Below are 23,730 nucleotides of genomic sequence, written 5' to 3'. Positions count from 1 at the left end.
TCGGGGTGGACTTAGGCGGAACGAATATGCGTGCTGCACTCCTTGATGAAAAGTTACCTGGCCATGGCGATCGCCAATCTCACCCATGCCATCAATCCTGACGTCTTCGTATTGGGCGGGGGCGTGATGAGTGCGGAAAAGCAGGTTCTCCAGCCGTTAAGGGAAAAAGTGAAAGAGTATGTGTATCCGGGATTGAAAGAACTCGTCCGAATCGTTCTTGCAAAGCTTGGTTCCAACTCAGGTGTGATCGGGGCAGGGTTCATCATTTAATTTTTTATAAGAAAGAGGTGGAGAAATCGATGGAGACCTTACAAGCAGACGTTATCATCATTGGTGGCGGGATCGGCGGATGTACGGCTGCACTCGCTTCATCCAAAAGAGGCAAAAAAGTGATCCTGACAGAGGAGACCGATTGGATCGGCGGACAGCTGACGAGCCAGGCGGTCCCGCCGGATGAGCACCAGTGGATCGAGCAGTTTGGCTGCACGGGGACATACCGTGAGTTCCGGAACCGGGTGCGGGAGTACTACCGTCGTCACTATCCTTTGAAGGAAGAGGCGAGGCGGAATGAGCGGCTGAACCCGGGAAAGGGATGGGTCAGCAGGCTCTGCCATGAACCGAAAGTGGCCCTTGCCGTGCTTCAGGAAATGCTGATTCCTTTTACGAGCAGCGGGAGGTTATCCATTCTTACTGATTATAAAGTGACCGGTGCGGACGTGGATGGAGACAATGTTCAATCCGTCACGGTTCAGCATGCCGACGGACGTTTAAAGAGGCTGCAGGGACATTATTATCTTGATGCGACTGAAACTGGGGAGCTTTTGCCGTTGGCAGGAGTGGAGTATGTCACCGGGGCAGAAGCGAAAAGAGAGACGGGCGAGCTGCATGCGCCGGAAGAAGCCCGGCCGCAGGACATGCAGTCCTTAACGTATGTGTTCGCAGTGGATTATGTAGAGGGCGGAAATTTTGTCATTGAAAAGCCGGAGCAGTATGAGGTCTGGAAAGAATATCGTGCTCCGTTTTTACAGCATAAGCAGTTAAGCTGGTTCGCTCCCGATGCCCATACGGGTGGTTCGAAGGAATTTGAGATGTTCCATCATGAAAATCTGTGGGGACTGTGGGATTATCGCCGGATCGTGGACCCGAGCCTTTTTGTTGAGGGGACCTATGAAGGGGAAATCTCCCTTATCAACTGGCCGCAGAACGATTATTGGAGTGGTTCAATTATTGATGTAAGTGATGAAGACCGGGAAAAGCACATCCATGAATCGAAGCAACTGAGTCTTTCCCTGCTGTATTGGCTGCAGACGGAAGCGCCGAGGCCGGATGGGGGCAAAGGGTACCCTGGACTGCGGTTACGGGGGGATATTCTCGGGACGGAGAATGGTCTCGCGAAATATCCTTATATCCGTGAATCGAGGAGAATCAAAGCCGTGTCGACGGTAGTCGAAGAAGACATCAATGCCAATACAAGGGACGGCATCAAAGAGGTGGGCGATTCTGTGGGGATCGGTTGTTACCGGATTGATTTGCACCCGACGACGGAGACGAATACATTTTTTTATGCTGAGAGCTATCCATTTGAGATTCCATTGGGGGCTTTGTTGCCGATTCGGGTCAACAATGTGCTTCCTGCGTGTAAGAATATCGGATCTACCCATATTACGAACGGCTGCTTCAGGGTGCATCCGGTGGAATGGAATATCGGGGAGTCGGCAGGGTATCTTGCGGCGTTTGCCATTGAGAAAGGGGTCCTGCCACGTGACGTGAGGGAGGATCGAGCGTTGTTGAGGGAGTTTCAGGCAATGCTTGAGGAAGAAGGGATTGAATTGAAGTGGCCTGAGGTCGGGGCGATTTAGGAAAGTTCCCTTTTTAGAGGGGATCTTTCCGAATGTTTTATAAGTCAAAAGGTCTAGAAATCGACCTTTGATTTGTCTGAAAGTGAAGAATATATCCATCTTAACTATCTATTCTGAAGAAATATTCCTTTTATTCAGAAAATTATGATAGAATAAAATGGCCACATCATGATAGCGCATACATATAAAACGATTATATGGAGGTACTCTATGAAAAAGTGGTTAATCGGAAAGAAAATGACACTGTCAGCAATGGCCCTCGCACTGACAGTGCCGGCTCTTCAGGCCCCGGCACTCACAGTGGAAGCGGACGAAGGGGAAGCGACGAAGGTTGTGGATGAGGACGGAATCAGCATCATCGTCAATGCAGAAAATGATCGCAACAATACGAATAAGCTTGTCGTGTTTGATCCGACGTTCAGTTATTTTACCGAAACAAACGGGTCCTCGTATGAAGTGATTCTCAAGAAGGATGAGGGGAACAGCTATCATGTTGTGTCTTCCGGGCAGGGGGACAGTGCCATTCCTGAGGATGGTGTCGTCCTGTCAACGGGACCGCAAACGACGGATGAGATCATGCGTTTCCTGAAGAGTCTGGAAAAGGGAGAGAGTGTTTCGATCAATGAACCGGTTGAAAGGACCTATGCCAATACATTAGATGATATTGACCCAACCGATGAATCAAATCCTGAGGGAGCCCCGTTTCCGGGAAATCGTGGAGCCAACCAACTCTTGCTGTATACTCCTGCCTTTGGTTCAAGCACCGGAACAAATCCATATGGTTATGAAATCACCGTGACTGATGGAGTCGTCACGAAAATCGGCGGAGGGGATAGTAGCATCCCGTCCAACGGATTTGTCGTAAGCGGACACGGAACCGAAGCGGAATATCTGAAAAAAGCAGAGATTGGGATGAAAGTGGAATATGATGCGGACGGCAAAATCGAATTGATCCGCGACGCGTCCACCTATATTTTTAAAAGTGAACAAACCTTGCAGGAAGCGAAGCAAAGCATCAGTCATGCTGAAGAAAAGTATATTGATGCAGAGTTCAAGAAAGCACAAGCTTCTGTAAAGGAAGCTGAAAAGCTTTTGGAAAAAGCAGGAGACATCCAGAGTGAAGATCCTCAAAAGGCATTGGAATATACGGAAGAAGCGACTCAGGCCGCCTACGCCGCGTACTATTATTCCCTTCCTTCTGAAGTAGGGGAGCAGCGGGCCATCTGGTATCGACCGGAAGAGAAGGATCTGGATGATGTCATCACGACTCTGGACCGGATGGAAGAGGCAGGCTTCAATTCTCTTTATCTTGAAACGACTTTCTGGGGATATACCATCTTCCCAAGTGACACGATGGAAGCCTACGGTCTGCCAAAGCAGCACCCGAACTTCGCCAATCAGGACTATGGGAAATACGGTTCGGATATCCTGAAAGCCTTTATCGAAGAAGGGAAGAAGCGGGGGATCACGATTCAATCGTGGACGGATGGCTTCATGATCGGCCACAGCAGCCTTGGTCTGCCGTCACAGTTCAAGAAGTATCCTGAATGGAGCGCGGTACAGCGAAATGATGAGCCGGGCACACCGGGAAGTGATTCCAGCAGCAACTATTATTGGCTGGACATTGCAAACCCTGACGTCCAGGACTTTATGCTGGATATCTATAAAGAACAGCAAGAGGACTATAAGATCACAGGTGTAAATATCGACTATATGCGCTACCCGCACCATCCGTTTGATAAGAGTTATGGTTTCAGTGCCTCGAATCGTGAACGTTTCGAAACGGAATTTGGAGTCGATCCAATGGATTTAGAGGAGTCCGACGAGTTATGGGAAGAGTGGGAGAATTGGCTGCGTGAACAGGAAAACACGTTTGTCGACCAGCTTCATGTACAGAGTAAAGACATCAACCCTGCCTTTATGGTCACGGCCACTCCTGAACCGGGGGCAGAGGCTGTCCTGATCAGCGACTGGGTAGAGGACATCGATGGTGTCATCCCGCAGGCGTATGGACATGATTTCAACAGCATCCAATCCACGGTCATCGCCAGTAAAAAGCTGACCCCGCCTTCGATGATGTACTACACGGGTATCTACTCGTTCTATCATCACCTGGGTGAAAAAGCGGCCGTCAATGATGTGTTGGCAGCGGGTCATGGAACCTCAGGTGTGAACATGTTCGCCTTTGGTCAGGCCAGTGCCCCGTCTGTTGACGCATTGGGGAAAGGGCCGTGGAGAAATGCGGCTGTGAATCCCGGGGAAGATCCGAAAGCAGCAGTTCAGGCCACAGTCAAGAAGTTGAAGGAACAGACGGCGTCCATTTATATTCCTAAGGGAGCTGTTAACAAAGAAGAAGGTAAAGAGCTTGAGAATAATCTTCGTAAATGGGAGAAGATGATGGAGCGGCCGGAGCAGTCTCTTAAGAAGGACAAGGTAGAGAAAGAGCTTAAGAAGACAATAGAGCTGGTGAACTCTATGGAAACATTGAATGAGGTAGTGAAAGGAAGAGTAGTAGAGAAGCTGGATAAGGTGGAAAAGTGGTTGAATTACTATTATGAAAAACAGCAGTAAATAAAAAGGTTTTGGGAGAGCGTTTCTCCCAGAACCTTTTTTAGCTGGCAGCCAAGTTCTCTTTCAACATTTCAGTAACCTTATCCTGCTCATTTTCAGGAACCGTCAAACAATAAGTCCCCCTTGATTAATCCACCCTGCCCTTTGATTTCATATTGCCCAATCTTATTCCGGGCATTGCGATAATTCTTCTGTATTCATCATATCATCGAACGTCATATCGGTTTTCACATTACTGCCAAGCACGTCCAAAATATCATCAAACTTTGTTACAGCTGATACATTGGATGCTTTATCAATGATCGCCGTGTTGATCTGGCGCTGACGTTCATTTCGTCCAAAGTCCCCATTATCGGTACCTGACGTTCAAATACAGTACGATCACCAATCCGTTTTCAACCACCAGCCCCTATGGAGTTTATCGAGTTTCTCTTCCGCAAAGCAGGGCATATTATCGGTTACTTTGCATTGACGCTCTTTGGATTAAGACATTGAGCTATACAAAATTTTAAAGCTTGGTAAGGAACTTTTATTTAGTACCTTACTATCTATTACGTACGCGGGTTTGGAGGAATTTCATCAGACTTTCGTTCCGGGGAGATCTGGGCATTTGATTGACCTGAAATGACTTGATATATTTCAGCCTAACAGCACCTTTTAGATTATTTTACCATATTGGATATTAATCAAGTGAATGGTTTGTAATTTTTAAGACCATGGTGATACTTCATGAAGAAAGGGTCATAAGAAGAGTAAAGTTATATTAAATGGAAAGTGAAAATAACTGTTCAGCGAAATAATTTGGTGTTTAAAGTTTGAGGCTAATGAAGAACAGGAGGAGTACGTTTAAGGGAGGAAGCAGTTGAACCAACCCCATGCTTCCGTTGTCAAAGTGACTGTTTTGAGAAAGGGACAAAAGGGGGCAGAAGGACCGTCCCTCTTCTTCCGAAATTTCTTTTAGGGGGTCAAAATGTCTATCTACCAGTCTATCGTTGTTTAGAAGAGAATCTGGAGAATGGTTTTTCAATCATATTTTTAAAATGCAGAACTTTTTCAGGGGTCGCGGACAGGTACCATGGCTCCTAAAATATTATAATCTCAACTGTTATTAATCACTATTTAGCTCTGTCACGACAAACTTATTTAGAGGGTTGAGGAGAACTGCGTAGACTTCCGCGGAAAGCGAAGCAGTTCCCCTCAACCTGTAATACACACGGTTAACAGGGCATGGAAAATCATAATACTTGTAGAAACAACAATAACCTTTGCTAGAAGAGCAATTTTAAACAATCGTTTGATCAATACTCCCAACACTAATCTACCTGTTTCTGTTTCCCACCGAAATGGGTTCACAACCTGCCCATTATTTCTTGTTTTCTCTTTTTTAGAAAAGTAAGAAACCGTTGATCCTTTCGCAGTTCAAACATATGAAGTGATTTATCTATATATGGTAAAGCCTTATTATATTCCCCCACTAGCTCAAAATTATAGCCGATTTGATAATGCAACTCTCCAAGCCCCCATAGATGTTCTTCTTCAAGACACCATTTAATGGCTTTAAGACAATATTCCGTGGATTCTTCATAAAGTCCAATGCGTGTGAGAACCCTGGCGGTGTTAAATAATAATCGTGTTTTAATGGATTTATCAAACAGTTGCTTGGTATGATTCATAAGTTCTTCCACCTCTTTATAATGGTGGAGAGCCTTTTCATGGTTATCTAACAATGATTCCCATGTACCGAAGGTTATGAGGATCTCCATCTCTCTTTCAGTAGAGGCCTTTTTCTGTTGGGAGGTCAGCTTGTACGCCTGAAGCAATAAAGAGAAAGCAGTCTCTTTCTCTTTTGTGATTTCAAACAGATAGATCGCTTTGTGCCAATACAGAAGCTGAAGCTTTTCATTATCTCTAAAGAAAAATGGATTTTTTTCTTCTGTCCGGACCATTTCCATCATCTCCGCATATTGGCCATTCATTCTAAAAATTCTCAGTTGTTTTTCCACCTCTTGGATATAATCGAGGCGGGGAGTGGTTCCAATTTCAAAAAAGTAATTCACGTCCACACCAAGCTTTAACGAAATCTGATAAAGCGTCGTCGCACTCGGATAAATATCTCCCTTTTCAATCCGGCTGATGAGTGCCTGCGTGCACACCCCTTCAGCCAAATCCCCTTGAGTTAACCCCACCACTTTTCTCATTTCTCGTATCTTCTTTCCTATAACGGAGTAATCCATTTAATCACCTTCACTGAACAAATCTTTACTTAGTATTTTAACAAAAATGGGCGGGTTGTGGGACTTGTTCCGCCAATCTCGGACTTTAGCTCACAACCCGTTGTTCATTATAGTGGATATAATGTTCTTGAAAATAAATGAATTAATTAGATTTAAGGAGATAAATAGAGAATAACACCGTTTCTTGTTCGTTTTAACGAATAAACGACCGGATTTGAAGTTTTTCAATCTATGACATTTGTCTTATACTTCAAATGTAAGGTTCGTTAAAAAGAACAAAAAATAACTTTTAAACGAACTAGAAAAAAACGTGAAAACGAGGAGGAATATCGAAATGGGTATTAAGCAAAAATTAGGTTTAGGCGTAGCATCAGCGGCACTAGGATTGGCATTGGTTGGGGGAGGTACATATGCTTACTTTAGTGACAGTGCAGAAGCAAATGCTACTTTTGCTGCTGGTACTTTGGATCTGAGTGCAGACCCGTCAACGATTATTGAGGTTGAAAACATTAAACCAGGTGATACTATGCTTCGTTCTTTTGATTTAGTTAATGGAGGTACATTAGATATTGCGTCTATTGATTTAACAACAGACTATACTGTCCATGGTAATGGGAATAATTCAGATGACTTTGGTAAGCATATTCGAGTTAACTTCTTACTAAATGGAGATAAATTAGATGTACCGATTTGGTCAACGACATTGTATGATTTGAAAAATATGTCGCCTGACGTGATTGAAGGGAATTTCTGGAGTCAGTTCTTTGCAGAGCGTGGAGGAAATCTTGCTGCGGGTACATCAGATAAACTTTATGTTCAATATGAGTTTGTTGATAATGGCGAAGATCAAAATCAGTTCCAAGGGGATTCTCTAGAGCTTGAATGGACTTTCAATGGTATGCAAGGAGCAGGCGAAGCGCGCTAATATAAATAAAGAGAAAGGTGGGTCCCACCCACCTTTCTTCAATTAAATATCACTTTAATTTTCTGAAGAAGCTAGAAAAACCTAATTTCTGACTTCTTCAAGAAATTAATTTATCACATATCCAAAGGATGTGATCTCCATAAGATACCCAAGAACCAGAAAACACAAAACCCCAACAAAAAAGTGGAAGCTCCTCTGTCAACTATTGGCGATCTGGTATGCCACAACGATTACAAGTTCATTTATAGACGGCAACACCGGTGCCTATTTTAACGACCAGGATCAAGTAACTGGAGTCATTACCGCTGGAACCTGGAGTATCTGGGATAAAAGTTCATTAAACTTCCCTGACAAAGAAGAGGTGCGAACAGTAAATGCATGTTCACCGATAGACCTTTCTGCCAGGATCATGAATACAGGCAGTACAATGCAAGGTACCACAGAATTCGCAGTGTACTATGCAGCCAAAGGAAATCCTAAGAACGGAAACAATATAGTCAGTGGAGATATTCAGCCCATCAATAAAGGTGAAACAGCTACCTTAAAAGCGAATGTCAATCTACCTGGAAACTACAAATTCAAAGCCCTCCAACGCCCTGGACACGGAAATAAGGAAGACATTCGACATGAATTATGGAGTGAAACCATCACGATTGAATGTGAACAAGAAAAACCAGAGGCTCCAGACAAAGGCGGAGAAGAAAAGAAGCCAGAGACACCTGAGAAAAAAGACAGTAAAGTTAAAGAAAATAAGAAAGTCAGTGTCCCAGAGCCTACTCCTGAAAAAAGGGAAGAGAGTATAAAAGAAAAATCTCCAGCTAAAGAGGATAAGAAACAAGAACCTGAACAGCCTGCAGCACCTGCCGAGCCAGAAACAAATACGGAAGAACAAGTTGAGGGGAAGGCAGCAAGTGAGCAAAGTGAGATTCCACCAAAGGAAGAAGAGCCACCAGTACCTTCTCCTTCTATATCAGAAACATCTAGTATACAAGAGTAAAATGACAGGTAAGGATGATGAAAAGTGAAACTAAAATTGGCAAAAAAAATTCTAAGTACTAGTATCACGGTCGTTCTATATGCTGTATTATTCATAATGATATTCGTCGTCGTTTCCTCAAAGGCAGCAGGTGGAGAACCTCAATTCTTTGGTTATCAGATTAAAACCGTACTTTCAGGGTCGATGGAGCCGGGTATTCAAACAGGATCCATCATTGCGGTGAAACCTGGAGGGGATATGACCCGTTTTGAAAAGGGAGACGTCATAACGTTCAAAGAGAAAGAAAACATTCTCATCACTCACCGGGTTTTAGAAGTGACCAAGAGCGGCGACCATGTGATGTATAAAACAAAAGGGGACAATAATGACGCTCCAGACCTTGAACCTGTGTTATCTGAAAATGTCGTGGCACAATACAAAGGGTTCACGATTCCTTATATAGGCTACCTCATGAATTTTATGAATTCGAAAAACGGAGCACTGATGTTGATCATCCCGGGGATTTTACTCCTTTTATATTCAGGTTATACGATTTGGAAAGCGATCTCCACCATCGACCTTACATCAAAAAAAGAAGACTCCATTGAAAAAAATATATCGTAACTATTACCAGAGAAGCGAGGGTAACTCTTGCTTCTCTATTTATATTTTCAATGAGCGGTCACACGTTCGCCACCCAGGGACGCTTCTCGTGCTTCTTTTTAGGTTAAGTAACCATCCGTCTGCGCCATGGACGAATCAAAAACCCCCTATTTTCGCGAGGGAAAATAGGGGGGCGCTTAGTTATCAAGGAAGCCATGGCTCTGCAATTCGTATACTCCTTTTACAAATCCCTACTATCCACTTCCTCAGTGGAGACCAGATCATACATCTTTAAGTCGTCATCTGGAGAGGTTATTTTGTACTTGCCTTCAAATGCTTTGTATTTGCCTGTGTTGTCTTTGTAATAGATGTTGTATTCTTCCGTTGTGTAAACGTAGTAAGAGCCATCTTCCAATGGTTCGACTTTCTCGATTTCAACGTTGACGAGGTCCTCGGTTATTCCTTTTTTCTCAAGGTGGTCGATATAGTCTTTAACCGTTTTTGAATAGGCGGAAGAGGAGTCTATATCATCTGATAGAATTGAAAAGTTACGATTGTTATATGCTTGAACGCCATTGGAAATAAAGGATTCCACAAACGATTCCACATCATCACTGACTTGTTTTTGAGAAATGTCACTAAAAGCCGGTGCAGTCTCCATTTGCTTTTTCAGTGCGACGTTATCAATATCAATCTTTTGAGCGTTGCTTTCATCAAAATCCCAGACGGAAGAGAAGGAGGCGACACTCCATTTTTTACTTTTTGCTGCATAGCTTAAAGAGTAGTTACTCACATCACTCTCTTTTGACAGTGATATGGGATCTCCTGAATACACATAATCCTGCATCCATTCTGCGTGGATCGGTAGAGTGGCCATCCATTCACCGTCCACTTCCTCCAAGTGTAGGGATTTTAAATCCACTTCCAGGTCTGTAATGTACCCGAATGTTTTCCAGTCATCCCCCTTTAACTCTTGAAAGGAAGACGAAACAAAGGATGATACTTCGTTGGATTCCTCTTTAAGGTACTTTTCATCTTGATAGGCAAGGGCTTTGGAAAGGTTAAGGAAGTATTGTTTCAGACCTTCCATGACCTGATCCTTTTGTTTGTCGCTCAATGTCAAAGGCGCATCAAGTACATTGTCATCAATGGCCATGACGTCGGATTGAACCGTCCCGAAAGGCATGTCTTTCTTTACTTGCACCTCCATGGAACCATCAGTAAGAACCGGACCGATTTCAGCGGTGTTGTCTTCTGTGGTCTTCATCCCGGTATCCTTTCCGTTCACCCAGACGGAGGCACCTTCGCTATTCGTATGGACCGTCGTATAGTCGATGTCGAAGAAAAGGTCCGTATCTGTTGGTCCGACATGTTGAATATCGACTTCCTTTTCCAACTCCACTAAATCGGAGGTAAGGACTGCCTTGACTTTATACGTTCCAGGTATGAATGTCCCGAAATTGACACTATAGCCTTCTCCAGATTCAGGTTTGATTTCTTTTCCGTTGACGTAATAACGAAGGTCGTCGTAATTGGTATAAACCGTCATGGGGGCAGACTCCATGATAAAATCATAATTATCGTAAATCAGGAACTTCTTCCCTCTTTTTTCAAAGGTGATCAGCTGGTTGGGAGACTCAAGATCATCATTGGCTTTAACGGTTTGGGCATCTGCCGTTTCTACATTATTATGTAATTGGGTTATCATGTCTTCTTTTTGGTCCGGGTTTTCTTTTAAATAGGTAAGAAGGGCCTGAACATTTTTCTTTGTAACTTTTTCAGAGTCTTTTCTTGAATCAAGAATACTGACTAATTCATCGATATTGCCTGTCTTTAAGTGTTCCTCGAAATCAGCCATCAGGTTTGATTTATCTGTTAGGGTGTCGCCCACTTTATATAGCGAAATACAGGCAATGAAGAAAAGTATAGCGGCTCCGATGATGATTTTTGTTTTTAAGGATAGAGAGGCAAGGGAAGGCATACTGGCTTCTCTTTTGGTGTGTGTTTCTTTCCCGTGTATGTTAGCCCCGCATCTGTTGCAGTGGGAGGTGTTGCCTTGAACTTTCTTTCCGCAGGAAGTACAAAATTTCACAATGATTTCTCCTCTTTTTTACATGTTTAGTGAAACCGAATGGTTGTCTCCAGTCTTACAGAGACAACCATTCGCTTTGTTCATGATGAAAACGACGCCTGATGGCGGGTCTGACGATTGGTCACCATCACTGCCGCATAACTGCTTCCAAATGCAAGGAGTGTGCTGAAGATAAACGTCCCAATGATGGAAAATCCAAGCGTGACCGTAAATACATCATCGAAATTCGTATCGATGGTAAGTTTCGATATGGAAACCATCATGGCGTTGACGATTCCAAATGTAACGGCATAAACTCCGAGCTCATATAGTATGTTTCCTTGGGAGGATTTGCGAAATAGATTCCCTGCCAACGAGTGGAGAGCGATTGGAATAAGCACTAACATCCAAATCCAATTGAACCCGTCAAAAAACTCGGTCAGGGCATCATCATCCCCTTCCAATGCCTTTGGTCCGCCAATCAGTGAGTAGCTGGCTTTCACTGATTCACCATCTGCAATCAGATCAAACCTCAGGGTCTGGAATTGGGCAATATTCCACAGGTAGCCTCCTGCTTGCGTTCCAATCAGAACGTCACCTGCAGGATTGTCCGTTGTTACTTCATCATTTGATGAAACATAGATCGAACCTGCAATCATCATCAGGGTCAACCCGATCATCGAATGGAGAATGGCTCTGGAAATTGAAAGGCCAAATTGATCATTGGTTGAACGCTGTTCTTTATGTAACGAGAACATAGAGCCTATACTTGTAAAAATCATACTGATTATAATAGCGTTAAACATACTTTCTATGAAAGGATAATCTGCACTTACGATTATGTCCCCAAGTAATTCGGTTGGATCTGAAATATCCATGGATACGCCGGCAAAAGTACTGAAAATCCCTACCAGCAGGCCATATATGATGGAAAAGGAAAGGCAAAACTTCAGCTTTTCAATTACATTGTTTCCGGTATGACGGTTCATCAAGAACCCGGTGATGATTAATACGATTGCCGGGATGACTAATAGGAAGAATAATCCGCTTGTCGTTGATAGTACACCTTCGAACATAAGTGCACGTGCACTGTACTCCACGCTTGCCATATGACTGATCATAAAAATATCCGAAAACGATAACAGCTTAACCCCATCGATCATCGGTCCAAAGTCACCCCGGAATGAATCTCTCAATAATCCATTTAAGACAGAACTACTGATGAATGAAATGATGAAGAGCACCGCCAAGGATATTCCATTCCATAGAGCAAGTTTCTTCAGAATGTTCGTATCAGACAACATGTCCATAAATTTTCGAGTTTCCTTGGCTCCAGTTCCAAGAAGCGGCTGGGCAGATCGATTCGGTCCACGGTTATCCTGCGTTTCCTTTACTTTACTCAATGTCTGGCCGCATTGCTGACAGTAAAGGGCGCCAGTGATTGCTTCGTGACTGCAATGGCTGCAGTATCGGGTGTTTTCCTGATAGGTCAGGACATTTTCATTATGTATCGCTAATGCTTCCCCATCGTTTATACAATAGAGAGCACCTTCTGTGTTCTTTGTTCCACACTTTTTACAGTACAACGTTTTTCAGCCTCCTTTCTTTAGATAGACACCTTTTTCCCACAGCAATGACAATAATTCGCAGCTGGTGAAATTTGTTCTCCACAGTGCAGGCATCCATTGGTCGATTCAGGCTCGATTTCCACCACTTGTTCCACTTTCACTCCACAGCCTCCACAGAATTTCGAGTCCAAATCATTCGGTGTTTCACAAGCCGGGCAGATAATGGCATTCTCTTGACCGGGCTGGCTTGAAAGTTCGTTCACTTTTCTTGATGTCTTATAGATTACGTGATCCATATCGACTAAGGTAGAGGTCAAATCAAGTAATTCCTGATCTTGGATTTCACCGATCCTGATTTTTTTATACACTTTCTGCCCCAATTCAAGTAGTGTTTTCGATTTCTTGACAGAAGTATCATGAATGTCTTTCTTTAGTTTATTGATTTCCTGTACGGTTTGTAACTTAAGCTTTCCTTGTTCAAGGCCACCCTGAAATTTGGACAGGCCTTCACCTAATTTTGATTGAAGATTACTAGACAAGATTCAAGTCTCCTTTATGCAATAATTTAGTAGTGTCATATCATGATTAATAAATGGGCCATAAAAATACCACTCCAGTGAGAAATCGGAGCGGCAATAAGAACGAAAGATCATTCCGTCCTTTATTAAACTGCTTTTGACAAACCGGAGATGATTCCTCTGGATTGTAGTTCACTTCTGGTGGTTTCATCAGCAGGTCGGTAGCCTTTTTCAAGAAGATCTTTAATGAAGATTTTATTATATACAAATGAGAATATGATACCTGGAATCCATGCTCCAAATCCAAATGTAAAGGCACCTACGATGGCGGCTGTAAGAAACATAATGACCGCCCATTTTAAATCTCCTCTAATAAGGGCTGGGAAAAATCCAAAAAAGAAAGTCGTCCAGCTGAAACCGACCTTCACTTCTTTTGTAACTCCCGCTTCGTTTTGCAATCGTGCTTTCACTCTGCATTCCTCCTTCTTTAGTATTAGTCCTTTAGTATTATATCATAATATATTCAAAAAATAACTATATTTTCCTTAGTTGGAATCGAGGGGACGGTTCTCTTGCTTCCTTTTGAGACTTTTTTCAAGGTTTTTAGAAGCAGAAGAACCGTCCCTCTGCTTCGTAAAGTAAAAAAAGTAGAGTGGGAATTAACCCCACTCCATCTCTCTAATCTACATTCACCTTCACTTCATCCAACTCAACAGGAATATTTATACTCAACGAGCCTAATCTCACCCTCATGACATAAGTCTTTAGGTCAAAATCATCAAGTTGGCTGATATCAAATGTACTTCTAAAGCGCAATTCATCCTTTTGAAGAGTTTTGACGGAGTGCTTGATAGGTTCCTCATAAATTTCCTTTTCTGACTCCTTCACTAAAATGACATCATGTTGGGCAAAATCCTTAAAGAAACTAAAGTCCTTGTTCACTGCATCCCCGTTATTCCATTGGAAGTCAACGGCAAGGGTAGAGTCATCAACCGTTATATCTTCAATCGTTACAGATAGCTTCTGTCTAGCTGCCTTCACTTCCGCAGGAGTTGAGACATTCAGTGGAAAAAATTGGTCCTTTTCATTTAGGGCCACTGTCGGATGTATTTCTAGATACTTTGTTTCCCCTTTTACCGACTGTGGAATGATGCTTCTTCCTTTAACAATGTATTGGTCCCCATTTTTCGTTGTTTCCAGGTCAATTCCATCCATGGAGATGTTTATTTCTTTTCCTTTGTCATCATAAACTTCCAGGCCCACTTGATCATGCTTTCCTTGAGCCGGAAATGTTGCCGTGTAGTTAATGGCGGTCGATGCTTTTCCCAGGATGATCGAGTCAAAATGAACGTTAACACCTGACAGGTCTTCACTGCTATTTTTATCAAGAGTGACGGTTTCATAAGGCAGCTGCTTAATGGGGACATCGAATCTCCAGTTTCCTTCTTTCCCGCCAATCGTTTTGAATTCCAGTGGGAAGGTCGTGTCTGATGGCAATTCCGATTTTGGATAACTTAGTTGGATGTGTCCGATATAGCCATCATCTGCCGGTTCCATATACACGTATTCTTTGCTATCTGAAATTCCTTCGTTTCCGTCGAAAATCTCATAAAATCCTGCGACCTGACCATTTTCCTCTGAGTTCATCTTACCTTTCGCCTTGAACGTCACTCCTACAACCGCCCCGTCATAATAGGCATTGGTAATCGAGACATCGATCCCTTTATTGCTGGCGGTTTGATTGAGTTCCGTTATGAGTTCTTGTGATTCCAAGCTCCTTCCAACGGAATCGTTGAACGTTTCATATACCTTTCCGAGAATAGGGACATCGGCCATGACATGAGACAGGGAAGGAGAAAGGAAGCTGGAGGAGACGAAAAGGGTGGCAGCTGCAACGGAAGACCATACAGCGGTTTTCTTTTTCGTTTTATGTGCATCAGAATCAGCCCGATTCCTACCTTTTTGGATGGCTTTTAAAACATCCTCCTGCGGCACTTCAATTTTTTCATATGCTTCTTGAAATGAGTTTTTTTCCATTGTGGTTCATTCCTCCTAACGATTTTTTCAATCTCTCTTTCCCTCTGCTCAAATAGGTTTTCACTGTATTTTCTGGTATGTTCATGACCTTCGCTACTTCGCTTATGGGGAGATCCTGAAAGTAGAAGAGAATAATCGCATCTTTATGTTTTGTATTCAGCTGGTTGACTGCTTCCATTAGATCCAGACTCTCGACTCCTTGTTCCGGTCGATCAACGTTTCGCTCGTTCATCAAGTCTATGGGAATCTCTTTCTTCTTTCTATTTAATACCTCATAAGCACAGTGGATCAGGATCCTTGTTAGCCAGGTTAAGAAGTATTTCTCATTTTTCAATTTGCCGATTGACTTAAACGCTTTGTAAGATGCCTCCTGAACGACATCCAGAGCATCTTCACGATTTCTGACATATAAGAACGCCGTTCGGTACAATTGATCACTATGCAGAATAAGAAGCTCCTCAAGACACTTCTTATTCCCCTTTACGGCCTTCCTGATAAGACTAAGTTCATTCACTGCTTGCCCTCCTTTTTGATTATTAGAGCGGGAATGGTGTGAATAAGTTTCAACTTTTTTTGGAAGCAAGAGAACCGTCCCCATGCTTCCTTCAAATATTAAGGGGGAAGCAGAAGATTCCTCTGCTTCCCCCTAATAATGAATGGCCAACAAGATAAAGATTGCAGTGGCACTGGTACTGATACATAGGAAATAGATGAGCATCACGACTTGGACTTGGGACAGTCCGTAGCCGAGAAGCCGGTGGTGCAGGTGCAGTTTGTCCGCGTGAAAGATGGACCTTCCCTGCTTGATTCTTTTTAAGAAGACAAATAGAGTATCAAAGATTGGGATTGCAAGTATTAATAATGGGATGTTGATGGTGATGACGGTGATGGTCTTCATGGCTCCGATGATGGAGATGGCCCCGATCATGAATCCGAATAAGGTAGAACCCGTATCCCCCATAATGATTTTTGCCGGGAAAAAGTTATGGGGTAAGTAGCGGATTGACACTCCCAACATGAGTGCAGAGAGCATGGCTGAAACCGGTTGGTTCATTAATATGGACGTGATCAGGAAGGTGAATGAGAAGATACCGGCCATTCCGCCTGCCAGTCCATCCAGGCCGTCCATGAAATTGATGATATTAATGATGAAGATTATCCACACCATGGTGAACAGCTTTCCAAGGACAGGCGAAAGCTCTATATAGCCAAAAAGAGGGAGGTCGATCTGTGTGACATAATCCCCGAATTGAACAACAAGGAATGCTGCGATGATCTGAACCAGCAATCTGGGGAAGGGAGAAAATTCTTTTGACTTGGTTTTATAATAGTCGTCTATGAATCCAATGGTGCTTAGCATGCCAACCGCCAGGATTAATGCGATGGTCATACTCATACTTACAAAATCCAACCAGCTTAAGAGCAGTATGCCAACAAGGGTGACAATCGTGAACACGGCTCCCGCCAGCATAGGCAGAGGTTTTTGATGTACTTTTCGATTGTTGGGGTTGTCTACAAAATTAATCTTGATGGCGAAAGGAATCATATATTTTACCCCTAAATAAGTGATGAAAGAGGTTAAGAGAACGATAATTAACGAGATTGTGATCATTATAGGAGCTCCTTTGCTTCTATTAGACTATTTCTTACAGTATATTACAATGGAATAGAATTATCTAGGGAGCATGGGGACGGTTCTCGTGCTTCTTTTTGGTTAATGGAAGCAGAAGAACCGTCCCCCTGCTTACCCGGAATGTAATGGGACAAGAGATTCTCATCAAAAATTTAGGAAGGAATCCAAATTGAAATCTTACATTGTCAAAATCGAATTTGAAGAGTCCGATCCGTTAATATGGAGAAGAGTCATCATGCCAGCGGGAGCGACATATAGAAGGCTTCACGACGTCATCCAGACCGTGACGAATTTTCGAAGTGGTTATCCTCATGATGGTTATCATCTCTATGAGTTCGACCTCACGAAAGATCAAAAGATTGTCACGGACCATGAAGAAGCTTACCTTGAGCATCAGCACTATAAGAAAAACAAGGCAGCGTATGAAGAACGACTAAAATCAGTGCCACCAGAAATGCTGGGATTCGAAAAGAATGCCCTGGAGAGACTGAAGATCGAAGTGCGGAAACCCACTGGATTAAAGATCGATGATTATCTGGAGAAGTATGGGGAAATCCGATATGCTTATGATTTCGGCGATGGTTGGCAGTTCACCGTTAAGCTTGAGGAGATTGTCGACGATTACTACTTTGGCTATCCAACCCTACTTGACGGGGCAGAGACCTCTCCACCTGAAGATGTAGGTGGGATGCATGGTTTCTATGAATTTCTAAAAGCCTACCGTGATGAGAAACATCCGGAACATAAGGAAATGAAGGTGTGGGGCAAATCAGTATATTTCAGGGAATACGATCCCGATTGGATTAATCAGATACTCAAAGGACTTAACTATAAGAAGACGGAGTGGGATAAGATTAATCATGAAAATTATATGATTATTGAGGATAAGTATCGGAAGAGTTAGGGGAAGGAAGCAAGGGGACGGTTCTCTTGCTTCCTCTTATCGTATGTAAAGGGGGAAGCAGAAGAACCGTCCCCCTGCTTCTTATTTAAACGACGCATACCCCTCATCCGCCATTACAACGCTGCCGTTGATGGCATCTGCTTCTTCCAATGAGAGTAGATATACGGCATTGGCCAACTGCTTTGGCTGGGTTAGTTTGTTCCCCATGACTTTTGCTTTCATGGAGTCAATGATGCCGTGGTCTTTATAGCCTTGGATGATCGGGGTGTCCACGACTCCCGGAGCGATGCCGACTACCCGGATTCCGTATGGAGCCAGCTCCAGTGCCGCTGATTTGGTCATCATGTTGACGGCTCCTTTTGTGGCGTGGTAAGCGAAGGTGTTCGGTGATGCTAGAACTCCGAAGACGGAAGTTGTGTTGATGATCACACCTTTGATGTTCAGTTCTTTCATCTTTTTAGCCGCTGCGATGATGCCGTATGCGACACCATGCTGGTTGATATCGATAATTTTATGATAAGCGTCCATGTTCATGTCGAGTACTGGTGTGGGTGACCCGATTCCCGCATTGTTAAACATGATATCGATTCTTCCGTATTCTTCGACGGTTTTCTCGACTAAGCTGGTTACGTCTTCGTGGTTGGACACGTCCGTTTTGATGAAGATGGCTTCACCGCCGTTGGAGCGGATCATCTCAACCGTCTCATTTCCCAATTCCTCATTGAAGTCCGCAACGACAACCCGGTCTCCTTTACGGGCAAACTTCAAACACGTTTCTCTTCCGATTCCGCTTGCCCCGCCTGTAATGACCGCTACTCTTTTCGTCATGTTTATTTCCTCCTTATTTTTACATCTAAATTAATTTTAACACTCACATAAATTTATTATAATTTAATAAAACTAACATTTAGTTAAGCAAAACTTAAGGAGGGACGGACCTTGAATATTGAACAATTGGAGCATCTAGCAGAGGTGGCAAGGGCAGGGGTGCTTACGAAGGCGGCGGATCATTTGCATGTGAGCGTGTCAGCAGTGAGTCAGTCCATCAGCAAGCTGGAACAGGAACTGGGAGTACAGATTTTCATCCGTAATCGACAAGGTACTGCGTTGACAGCAGAGGGTAAGAATATCATCGAGAAAGCGGAAAAAGTACTGGCGGCGATTGGCGAACTGAAGGAAGAAGCGAACCGGTGCTCGGACACGCTGACGGGTGAACTAAAAATCGGCATGATCCCAGGTCCCATCAACCTTCTGATTGATATGGTATCGGCATATAAAACCGATTATCCGAACGTGAAGGTGGAGATCCACGAAATGGGGCCGGTGAAAATTGTTGAAGGTGTGGAGAATAACGAACTGGATATCGGACTGATTTTAACCGCTGAAACGTTCGCTGTTCAACATCATGAACTGATGGCAGAAGAGCTCCTGGAGGGAAAAATGGTGGCGGGTGTTCACGAACATTCCCCGTTGGCCGCATTCGACCAACTCACGCCACAGCAGCTTATTGGGGAGACTTTCGTTCTGTATAACGACGACTATATTAAACAATTTGCCCACGATACCTTATCGCCATTTGGACCAATCGATATTCTTTTTACCACGAATAACACCGAGGCGATTAAGAGGGCGGTTCAAAGCGGGGTGGCGGTGACCCTTGGGATGGATTACTCGTTCCGGACCCGTGTGCCCTATTCGAATCAACCGATTATTCCGGTGGAGATTGAAGGGGCGGGGAGTGAACCGCTTCACCTTGCGTTGATCAGGAGGAAGGATAAGGTTCCTTCGCGGAGGGTGAAGGAGTTTGTGAAGAGGGTGAGGAGGGAGTTGTAGGGGGAAGGTAAACAAATGTTTGATGCAAAAATCATCAAACGGAGCGTCCTTCTCTGTCTTCTCCTGTTAAGAGAGGTAGCCGACATGAAAATCGGAGGATACTTGGTGCCATTTTTATGGAACCAGGTTTCCCCCGATTTTTAAATTTTATCAACAACATGTCAGTTGGAAATAGCCATATAACATTTATTGATCTTCATTATTTTAATATACTTAATTTAGAGAACTATCAGTCTATTATTTGTTTTCTTCAGAGATTTCTTTTAACCTGCTTTTTCTAAAATCCCAATTATTTAAGAAGTCGCAAAAAGCTTTAATCAGCACGTTATTGGAGTATTCTTTCTTGTAAATTAACCATGTTTGCCGTTTAACGTGCTCCCCTTCTTTTGTTAGGCATGGGGTTTTGAAAAGTTCTTCATCCTCTTCCAATAATATGTTCGGGAGAATAGCATAGCCCAAACCATTTAATACCATTTCTTTACACGTTTCCATATTGTCTACTCTCATCGTGATGGATGGGGGAGATACATAATTTTCTGTCCACCAGTTATCGATCAATGTTTTTAATGAAGTGTCCGTGTTGTAGTAAATCCTCGGGAGGTTCGCTAAATTACTCAGATCAATCGGCTTTTTGGATACAATGAGCAGGTTTTCTTCCATGAGTAATTGCTTTTCTTGAGAAAGCTTATAGTTGCCCCTTAGGATTCCTAACTGTGTTTGTTCCTTGAAGATGGAATTGATGACTTCTTCACTCCACCCGGTTTTGACATGGAATTCCACCAAGGGAAACTGTTTCGTGAATTCACCCAGAATAGGAGGGAGTTTGTACCGGGAAAAAATGCTGGAAGCACTGATTCTTAATGTTCCTTGAATCTTGTTTTCAAAGTTTAGGACATGCTCTTTTACTTTTTGGAACTCTTTCTGCATGTTCAAGGCATATTGGACCAGGTATTCACCTTGCGGGGTGAAAGCGACGCCCCTATGGCCCCGGGAGACAATTTTCACGCCGTATTCCTCTTCCAGCTTTTTTAGTCTATAGGTTACCGCAGGTTGTGAGCTTCTTAAGGCTTCAGCGGCTTTGGTAATATTCTTGTGTTCGAATAACAAAGTCAATAAATCCCAGTCGAATTGATCCATGACAGCCTCCTGGAGTTGTTGATAGTAGTGGTTTTAAGAGATGATATAAAAAATTTTTATCGTATATTATAAAAAATAAATATTTTATTTATTTCTCTAGCTTGAATATACTCTTCTTATACCATGGTATCAATTAATTTTTTAAGAAGGTGCATGACAGAGTGAATTTTCATGGTCAATTATATAAACTGCCAAGCGTTTTAATGAGGGGTGGGACGAGTAAAGGGTTAATATTCAAAGATATGGATCTGCCAAAGGATCCAAAAGACAGGGATTATGTCATAACCAAAATTTATGGAAGTTCTAAAAATGGACAGATTGACGGCATTGGAGGGGGAACGCCACTTACAAGTAAGGTTGCGATAGTGGGGGTAACGGAGAAAGCGGGATGTGATATTTATTATACATTCGGTCAGGTTAGCACAAATAGTCAGAATATTGATTATAATGTAACTTGTGGGAATATGGCTTCGGCTGTCGGATTATTTGCTGTTGAAGAGGGCCTGGTAAAGATCCATGAAGGCATGACGAGGGTACGGATTTATAATACGAATACCAGGCGGGTGATGGAAGTGGAAGTACCCGTCAAGGATGGACATGTCATCTATGAGGGGGATTTCGCTATCGCCGGTGTTTCGGGCACGGGATCATGCATTATGGTCAACTTCCTGGATTTCGGGGGATCCTACACGGGCGATTTGCTTCCGACAGGGAATGTAGTGGATATCATCCAACTTGAGGATCGGAGTATGGTGGATGTGACGATTATTGATGTAGGAAATATTCTGGTCTTCTTCCACGCTTCTGATATTGGTTTAAAAGGAATTGAGCTATCAGAAGAAATCAATAAACCATCTGTGCAAACCAGAATAGAAGAAATCAGAGTGAAATGTGGCAGACTTATTGGATTATTTCAGGAAGGGGAGGTTGTCACACCTGAAACTCATGCTCTCCCAAAGGTAGCCATTATTTCTCCAGCAACCGAGTATACGGATGAAAACGGGGAAGTGGTCAAGAGTGACAACATAGACATCGTGGCCCGCTATATCGCAATGGGAACCCTGCATCGTGCATTTGCAGTCAGTGGTGCCATTGGACTCGGCACTGCTTGCAAAATACCCGGATCCCTTCCTCATTCACTCGTTTCAGAAGGCAAGGATGAAATCAACATCGGCCATCCGACCGGAACAATCCTGGTTCATGTCAGCGTCAGGAAAGAGAATGCTACTTATAAGCTTGTAAGAGGCGGAATCGGCAGAACGGCAAGAAGGATCATGGAAGGACATACTTTGATACCCATTGAATTGATGGGTTGATAAGTATCGAAAAAAATTAAAGCGTTTACAAAGGGGAGAATCACATTGAAAAGAAAACTTGTACTGATTGTCATTTTACTCGCAGGCCTCATCATAGCAGGTTGTAGCTCAAATAAATCTGCTGCAGGAAGTCAGGATTACCCCAAAAGACCGGTCGAGTTAGTTGTTCCATTTGGTGAAGGGAGTGCCAGTGATACGTTTGCGAGAAAATTTGCGGAAATCATGTCTAAAGATATGAAAAAACCTCTACAGCCTGTCAATAAAGATGGCAGCGGCGGTTTAGTGGGAATGGTGTATGCACATGGGCAGTCGAATGATGGATATACGGTGCTGGAGGTTACTCCTTCCCATGTGATTGCAGATGTACTCGGTAAGGGGGAAAGTGTGAAGTTCCTGGATGATTTTGAGCCACTTGCGCGGATCCAATCCGATATATACGTCCTGTCAGTACCGGCGAATAGTGATATTAAAAGCTTTGATGAACTCGTGAAAATAGGAAAGGACAAAGAAGTTACCTTCGCAGGAGTCAGTCCCGGTGGTTTGGATGATTTGACACTGAATGCATTGGCAGACGCCACTGGTGTTAAAGTGAAGTTCATTCCTTACGGTTCAGGATCTGAAGTAAAGGCTGCGGTACTGGGCGGCGAAGTGGATGTGTATTTAGACAAGCTGATCAATACGATAGGATACATCAAAGATGGAAAGGTCAAGCCGCTGGTTGTATTGAATGACGAACGTATAACCAAGATTGACGAGTTAAAAGACACGCCTACAACTGTGGAGAAAGGCTATGATGTCACAATCGGATCCTGGAGGGGATTTGTGGTCAAGAAGGGGACTCCCCAAGAGGTGAAAGACGTTCTCTTGGATCAAATGAAAAAAGCATATGAAACGGAAGAATACAAAGAGTTCAATGCTGAATCGCTAACAGATATTCGGGAAGGATTCCTGGGCCCTGAAGAATTTAAAGCGGCCATGAAAGAAGACTACGAGAAATTTGATAAGGTAGCGAAACAAACGGGACTTAAATAATCGTGCGGCGGCGTCAGATGCCGCCCGTTTTGGAGGGGAGTATATGGGAGAAGTATTATTTCATGTTGTGCTCATACTGGTGATGGGGCTTTTTTTTAAAGAATCGTTCGCCATTTCAACAGGACGATCGGCTGATCCAATAGGGCCGGCCGGGTTTCCGCAGGTCATTATTGTGATCATTCTATTATTATTGATCGTATCATTATTCAAAGCCATTAAGAAATCCAGTAAAGAGAAGGCTGAACCTTTAAATATTAATCTAGCATATGCCGGACTGTTAGTAGGAGTCATCGTGTTTATTGTATTGAACGATTTCATCAGCTTCACGCTTGCTACCATTCTTTTTTGCTTCTTTTTATTCTTCTTACTGGGTCAAAAAAATTATGTGAAAATGGCCATCACGTCCATTGTGGTAGCGATAACATTCACGCTGGTATTCGGAAACCTATTGACCGTACCTCTGCCGAGAGGAATAGGTTTGATAAAAGAATTAAGTTATTTCTTATATTGATG

23 protein-coding genes are annotated in these 23,730 nt (G+C 43.2%); 13 read left to right on the top strand and 10 right to left on the bottom strand.

Annotated features, from left to right (window positions below; all coding sequences use genetic code 11):
* The first annotated feature begins 45 nt into the window (after positions 1-45).
* The 4 genes from NQ095_RS18970 (at position 46) to NQ095_RS22600 (ending at position 5,058) form a co-directional block, all read left to right on the top strand.
* On the top strand, positions 46-270 hold the full coding sequence (locus tag NQ095_RS18970) for an ROK family protein (protein WP_258265003.1): 225 nt from the start codon (positions 46-48) through the stop codon (positions 268-270).
* Positions 271-299: 29 nt separating this feature from the next.
* Positions 300-1,859: an FAD-dependent oxidoreductase gene (locus tag NQ095_RS18965; RefSeq protein WP_258265002.1), complete on the top strand. Its 1,560-nt coding sequence runs from the start codon at positions 300-302 to the stop codon at positions 1,857-1,859.
* Positions 1,860-2,069: 210 nt separating this feature from the next.
* Positions 2,070-4,430 carry a glycoside hydrolase family 10-like protein gene (locus NQ095_RS18960; protein WP_258265001.1) on the top strand — a complete coding sequence of 787 codons (2,361 nt, stop codon included), beginning with the start codon at positions 2,070-2,072 and terminating at the stop codon, positions 4,428-4,430.
* Positions 4,431-4,920: 490 nt separating this feature from the next.
* Positions 4,921-5,058, top strand: a complete 138-nt coding sequence (locus tag NQ095_RS22600) for a VanZ family protein (RefSeq protein WP_375162865.1) — start codon at positions 4,921-4,923, stop codon at positions 5,056-5,058.
* 721 nt (positions 5,059-5,779) lie between these two features.
* Here the strand turns inward: NQ095_RS22600 and NQ095_RS18955 are convergent.
* Positions 5,780-6,664 carry a helix-turn-helix domain-containing protein gene (locus tag NQ095_RS18955; protein WP_258265000.1) on the bottom strand — a complete coding sequence of 295 codons (885 nt, stop codon included), beginning with the start codon at positions 6,662-6,664 and terminating at the stop codon, positions 5,780-5,782.
* A 334-nt stretch (positions 6,665-6,998) separates the two neighbouring features.
* Between NQ095_RS18955 and NQ095_RS18950 the strand changes: the two genes are divergently transcribed.
* The 3 genes from NQ095_RS18950 (at position 6,999) to sipW (ending at position 9,189) form a co-directional block, all read left to right on the top strand.
* Positions 6,999-7,589, top strand: coding sequence for a CalY family protein (locus NQ095_RS18950; RefSeq protein ID WP_258264999.1), 591 nt, complete (start codon positions 6,999-7,001; stop codon positions 7,587-7,589).
* A gap of 130 nt (positions 7,590-7,719) precedes the next feature.
* Entirely contained in the window at positions 7,720-8,586 is an 867-nt protein-coding gene (tapA, locus tag NQ095_RS18945) for an amyloid fiber anchoring/assembly protein TapA (RefSeq protein ID WP_258264998.1), read from the top strand.
* Between the two features lie 24 nt (positions 8,587-8,610).
* Positions 8,611-9,189, top strand: coding sequence for a signal peptidase I SipW (sipW, locus tag NQ095_RS18940; protein WP_258264997.1), 579 nt, complete (start codon positions 8,611-8,613; stop codon positions 9,187-9,189).
* Between the two features lie 220 nt (positions 9,190-9,409).
* Here the strand turns inward: sipW and NQ095_RS18935 are convergent, their stop codons facing one another.
* The 7 genes from NQ095_RS18935 to NQ095_RS18905 all read right to left on the bottom strand — a co-directional run bounded on the left by NQ095_RS18935 (position 9,410) and on the right by NQ095_RS18905 (position 16,974).
* Positions 9,410-11,260: a zinc ribbon domain-containing protein gene (locus NQ095_RS18935; RefSeq protein ID WP_258264996.1), complete on the bottom strand. Its 1,851-nt coding sequence runs from the start codon at positions 11,258-11,260 to the stop codon at positions 9,410-9,412.
* Between the two features lie 80 nt (positions 11,261-11,340).
* Positions 11,341-12,825 (bottom strand): hypothetical protein, encoded by a 1,485-nt coding sequence (locus NQ095_RS18930; RefSeq protein ID WP_258264995.1) that lies wholly within the window; start codon positions 12,823-12,825, stop codon positions 11,341-11,343.
* A gap of 20 nt (positions 12,826-12,845) precedes the next feature.
* Positions 12,846-13,346, bottom strand: a complete 501-nt coding sequence (locus tag NQ095_RS18925) for a zinc ribbon domain-containing protein (protein ID WP_258264994.1) — start codon at positions 13,344-13,346, stop codon at positions 12,846-12,848.
* A 125-nt stretch (positions 13,347-13,471) separates the two neighbouring features.
* Positions 13,472-13,795, bottom strand: coding sequence for a DUF2628 domain-containing protein (locus tag NQ095_RS18920; RefSeq protein ID WP_201714342.1), 324 nt, complete (start codon positions 13,793-13,795; stop codon positions 13,472-13,474).
* 208 nt (positions 13,796-14,003) lie between these two features.
* Positions 14,004-15,362 (bottom strand): DUF4179 domain-containing protein, encoded by a 1,359-nt coding sequence (locus NQ095_RS18915; protein ID WP_258264993.1) that lies wholly within the window; start codon positions 15,360-15,362, stop codon positions 14,004-14,006.
* Positions 15,331-15,876 (bottom strand): sigma-70 family RNA polymerase sigma factor, encoded by a 546-nt coding sequence (locus NQ095_RS18910; protein WP_258264992.1) that lies wholly within the window; start codon positions 15,874-15,876, stop codon positions 15,331-15,333. The genes NQ095_RS18915 and NQ095_RS18910 overlap by 32 nt, the downstream gene beginning before the upstream one ends.
* Positions 15,877-16,008: 132 nt before the next feature.
* The gene (locus NQ095_RS18905; protein WP_258264991.1) at positions 16,009-16,974 is read right to left on the bottom strand and encodes a glycosyltransferase family 4 protein; all 966 of its coding nucleotides are present in this window, start codon (positions 16,972-16,974) and stop codon (positions 16,009-16,011) included.
* A 190-nt stretch (positions 16,975-17,164) separates the two neighbouring features.
* On the opposite strand from NQ095_RS18905, the gene NQ095_RS18900 reads away from it, so the two are divergent.
* Positions 17,165-17,899 carry a plasmid pRiA4b ORF-3 family protein gene (locus NQ095_RS18900; RefSeq protein ID WP_258264990.1) on the top strand — a complete coding sequence of 245 codons (735 nt, stop codon included), beginning with the start codon at positions 17,165-17,167 and terminating at the stop codon, positions 17,897-17,899.
* Positions 17,900-17,980: 81 nt separating this feature from the next.
* Here the strand turns inward: NQ095_RS18900 and NQ095_RS18895 are convergent, their stop codons facing one another.
* On the bottom strand, positions 17,981-18,727 hold the full coding sequence (locus NQ095_RS18895; protein WP_258264989.1) for an SDR family NAD(P)-dependent oxidoreductase: 747 nt from the start codon (positions 18,725-18,727) through the stop codon (positions 17,981-17,983).
* Between the two features lie 111 nt (positions 18,728-18,838).
* On the opposite strand from NQ095_RS18895, the gene NQ095_RS18890 reads away from it, so the two are divergent.
* Complete coding sequence (locus NQ095_RS18890; RefSeq protein WP_258264988.1) at positions 18,839-19,732, top strand: LysR family transcriptional regulator; 894 nt, start codon at positions 18,839-18,841, stop codon at positions 19,730-19,732.
* Between the two features lie 15 nt (positions 19,733-19,747).
* Positions 19,748-19,876: a hypothetical protein gene (locus NQ095_RS18885; RefSeq protein WP_258264987.1), complete on the top strand. Its 129-nt coding sequence runs from the start codon at positions 19,748-19,750 to the stop codon at positions 19,874-19,876.
* 93 nt (positions 19,877-19,969) lie between these two features.
* Here the strand turns inward: NQ095_RS18885 and NQ095_RS18880 are convergent, their stop codons facing one another.
* Complete coding sequence (locus tag NQ095_RS18880; protein WP_258264986.1) at positions 19,970-20,869, bottom strand: LysR family transcriptional regulator; 900 nt, start codon at positions 20,867-20,869, stop codon at positions 19,970-19,972.
* A 161-nt stretch (positions 20,870-21,030) separates the two neighbouring features.
* Between NQ095_RS18880 and NQ095_RS18875 the strand changes: the two genes are divergently transcribed.
* Genes NQ095_RS18875 through NQ095_RS18865 form a run of 3 tightly spaced genes read left to right on the top strand, consistent with a single transcriptional unit; the run spans position 21,031 to position 23,728 of the window.
* On the top strand, positions 21,031-22,185 hold the full coding sequence (locus tag NQ095_RS18875) for a 2-methylaconitate cis-trans isomerase PrpF family protein (RefSeq protein ID WP_258264985.1): 1,155 nt from the start codon (positions 21,031-21,033) through the stop codon (positions 22,183-22,185).
* 45 nt (positions 22,186-22,230) lie between these two features.
* The gene (locus NQ095_RS18870) at positions 22,231-23,217 is read left to right on the top strand and encodes a Bug family tripartite tricarboxylate transporter substrate binding protein (RefSeq protein ID WP_258264984.1); all 987 of its coding nucleotides are present in this window, start codon (positions 22,231-22,233) and stop codon (positions 23,215-23,217) included.
* 43 nt (positions 23,218-23,260) lie between these two features.
* Positions 23,261-23,728 carry a tripartite tricarboxylate transporter TctB family protein gene (locus tag NQ095_RS18865; protein WP_258264983.1) on the top strand — a complete coding sequence of 156 codons (468 nt, stop codon included), beginning with the start codon at positions 23,261-23,263 and terminating at the stop codon, positions 23,726-23,728.
* Positions 23,729-23,730 lie beyond the last annotated feature (2 nt).

The organism is Rossellomorea sp. SC111 (assembly GCF_024733565.1).
Classification (GTDB): Bacteria; Bacillota; Bacilli; order Bacillales; family Bacillaceae_B; genus Rossellomorea.
Note: the sequence above shows the minus strand (reverse complement) of the source record. Positions and strands in the feature narration are given on the sequence as shown.

Coding starts and splice junctions, on each gene's coding strand:
- NQ095_RS18865 (WP_258264983.1), top strand. CDS start 23,261: ATGGGAGAAGTATTATTTCATGTTGTGCTCATACTGGTGATGGGGCTT.
- NQ095_RS18915 (WP_258264993.1), bottom strand. CDS start 15,362: ATGGAAAAAAACTCATTTCAAGAAGCATATGAAAAAATTGAAGTGCCG.
- NQ095_RS18880 (WP_258264986.1), bottom strand. CDS start 20,869: ATGGATCAATTCGACTGGGATTTATTGACTTTGTTATTCGAACACAAG.
- NQ095_RS18970 (WP_258265003.1), top strand. CDS start 46: ATGAAAAGTTACCTGGCCATGGCGATCGCCAATCTCACCCATGCCATC.
- NQ095_RS18965 (WP_258265002.1), top strand. CDS start 300: ATGGAGACCTTACAAGCAGACGTTATCATCATTGGTGGCGGGATCGGC.
- NQ095_RS18955 (WP_258265000.1), bottom strand. CDS start 6,664: ATGGATTACTCCGTTATAGGAAAGAAGATACGAGAAATGAGAAAAGTG.
- NQ095_RS18885 (WP_258264987.1), top strand. CDS start 19,748: ATGTTTGATGCAAAAATCATCAAACGGAGCGTCCTTCTCTGTCTTCTC.
- NQ095_RS18895 (WP_258264989.1), bottom strand. CDS start 18,727: ATGACGAAAAGAGTAGCGGTCATTACAGGCGGGGCAAGCGGAATCGGA.
- NQ095_RS18960 (WP_258265001.1), top strand. CDS start 2,070: ATGAAAAAGTGGTTAATCGGAAAGAAAATGACACTGTCAGCAATGGCC.
- NQ095_RS18950 (WP_258264999.1), top strand. CDS start 6,999: ATGGGTATTAAGCAAAAATTAGGTTTAGGCGTAGCATCAGCGGCACTA.
- NQ095_RS18905 (WP_258264991.1), bottom strand. CDS start 16,974: ATGATCACAATCTCGTTAATTATCGTTCTCTTAACCTCTTTCATCACT.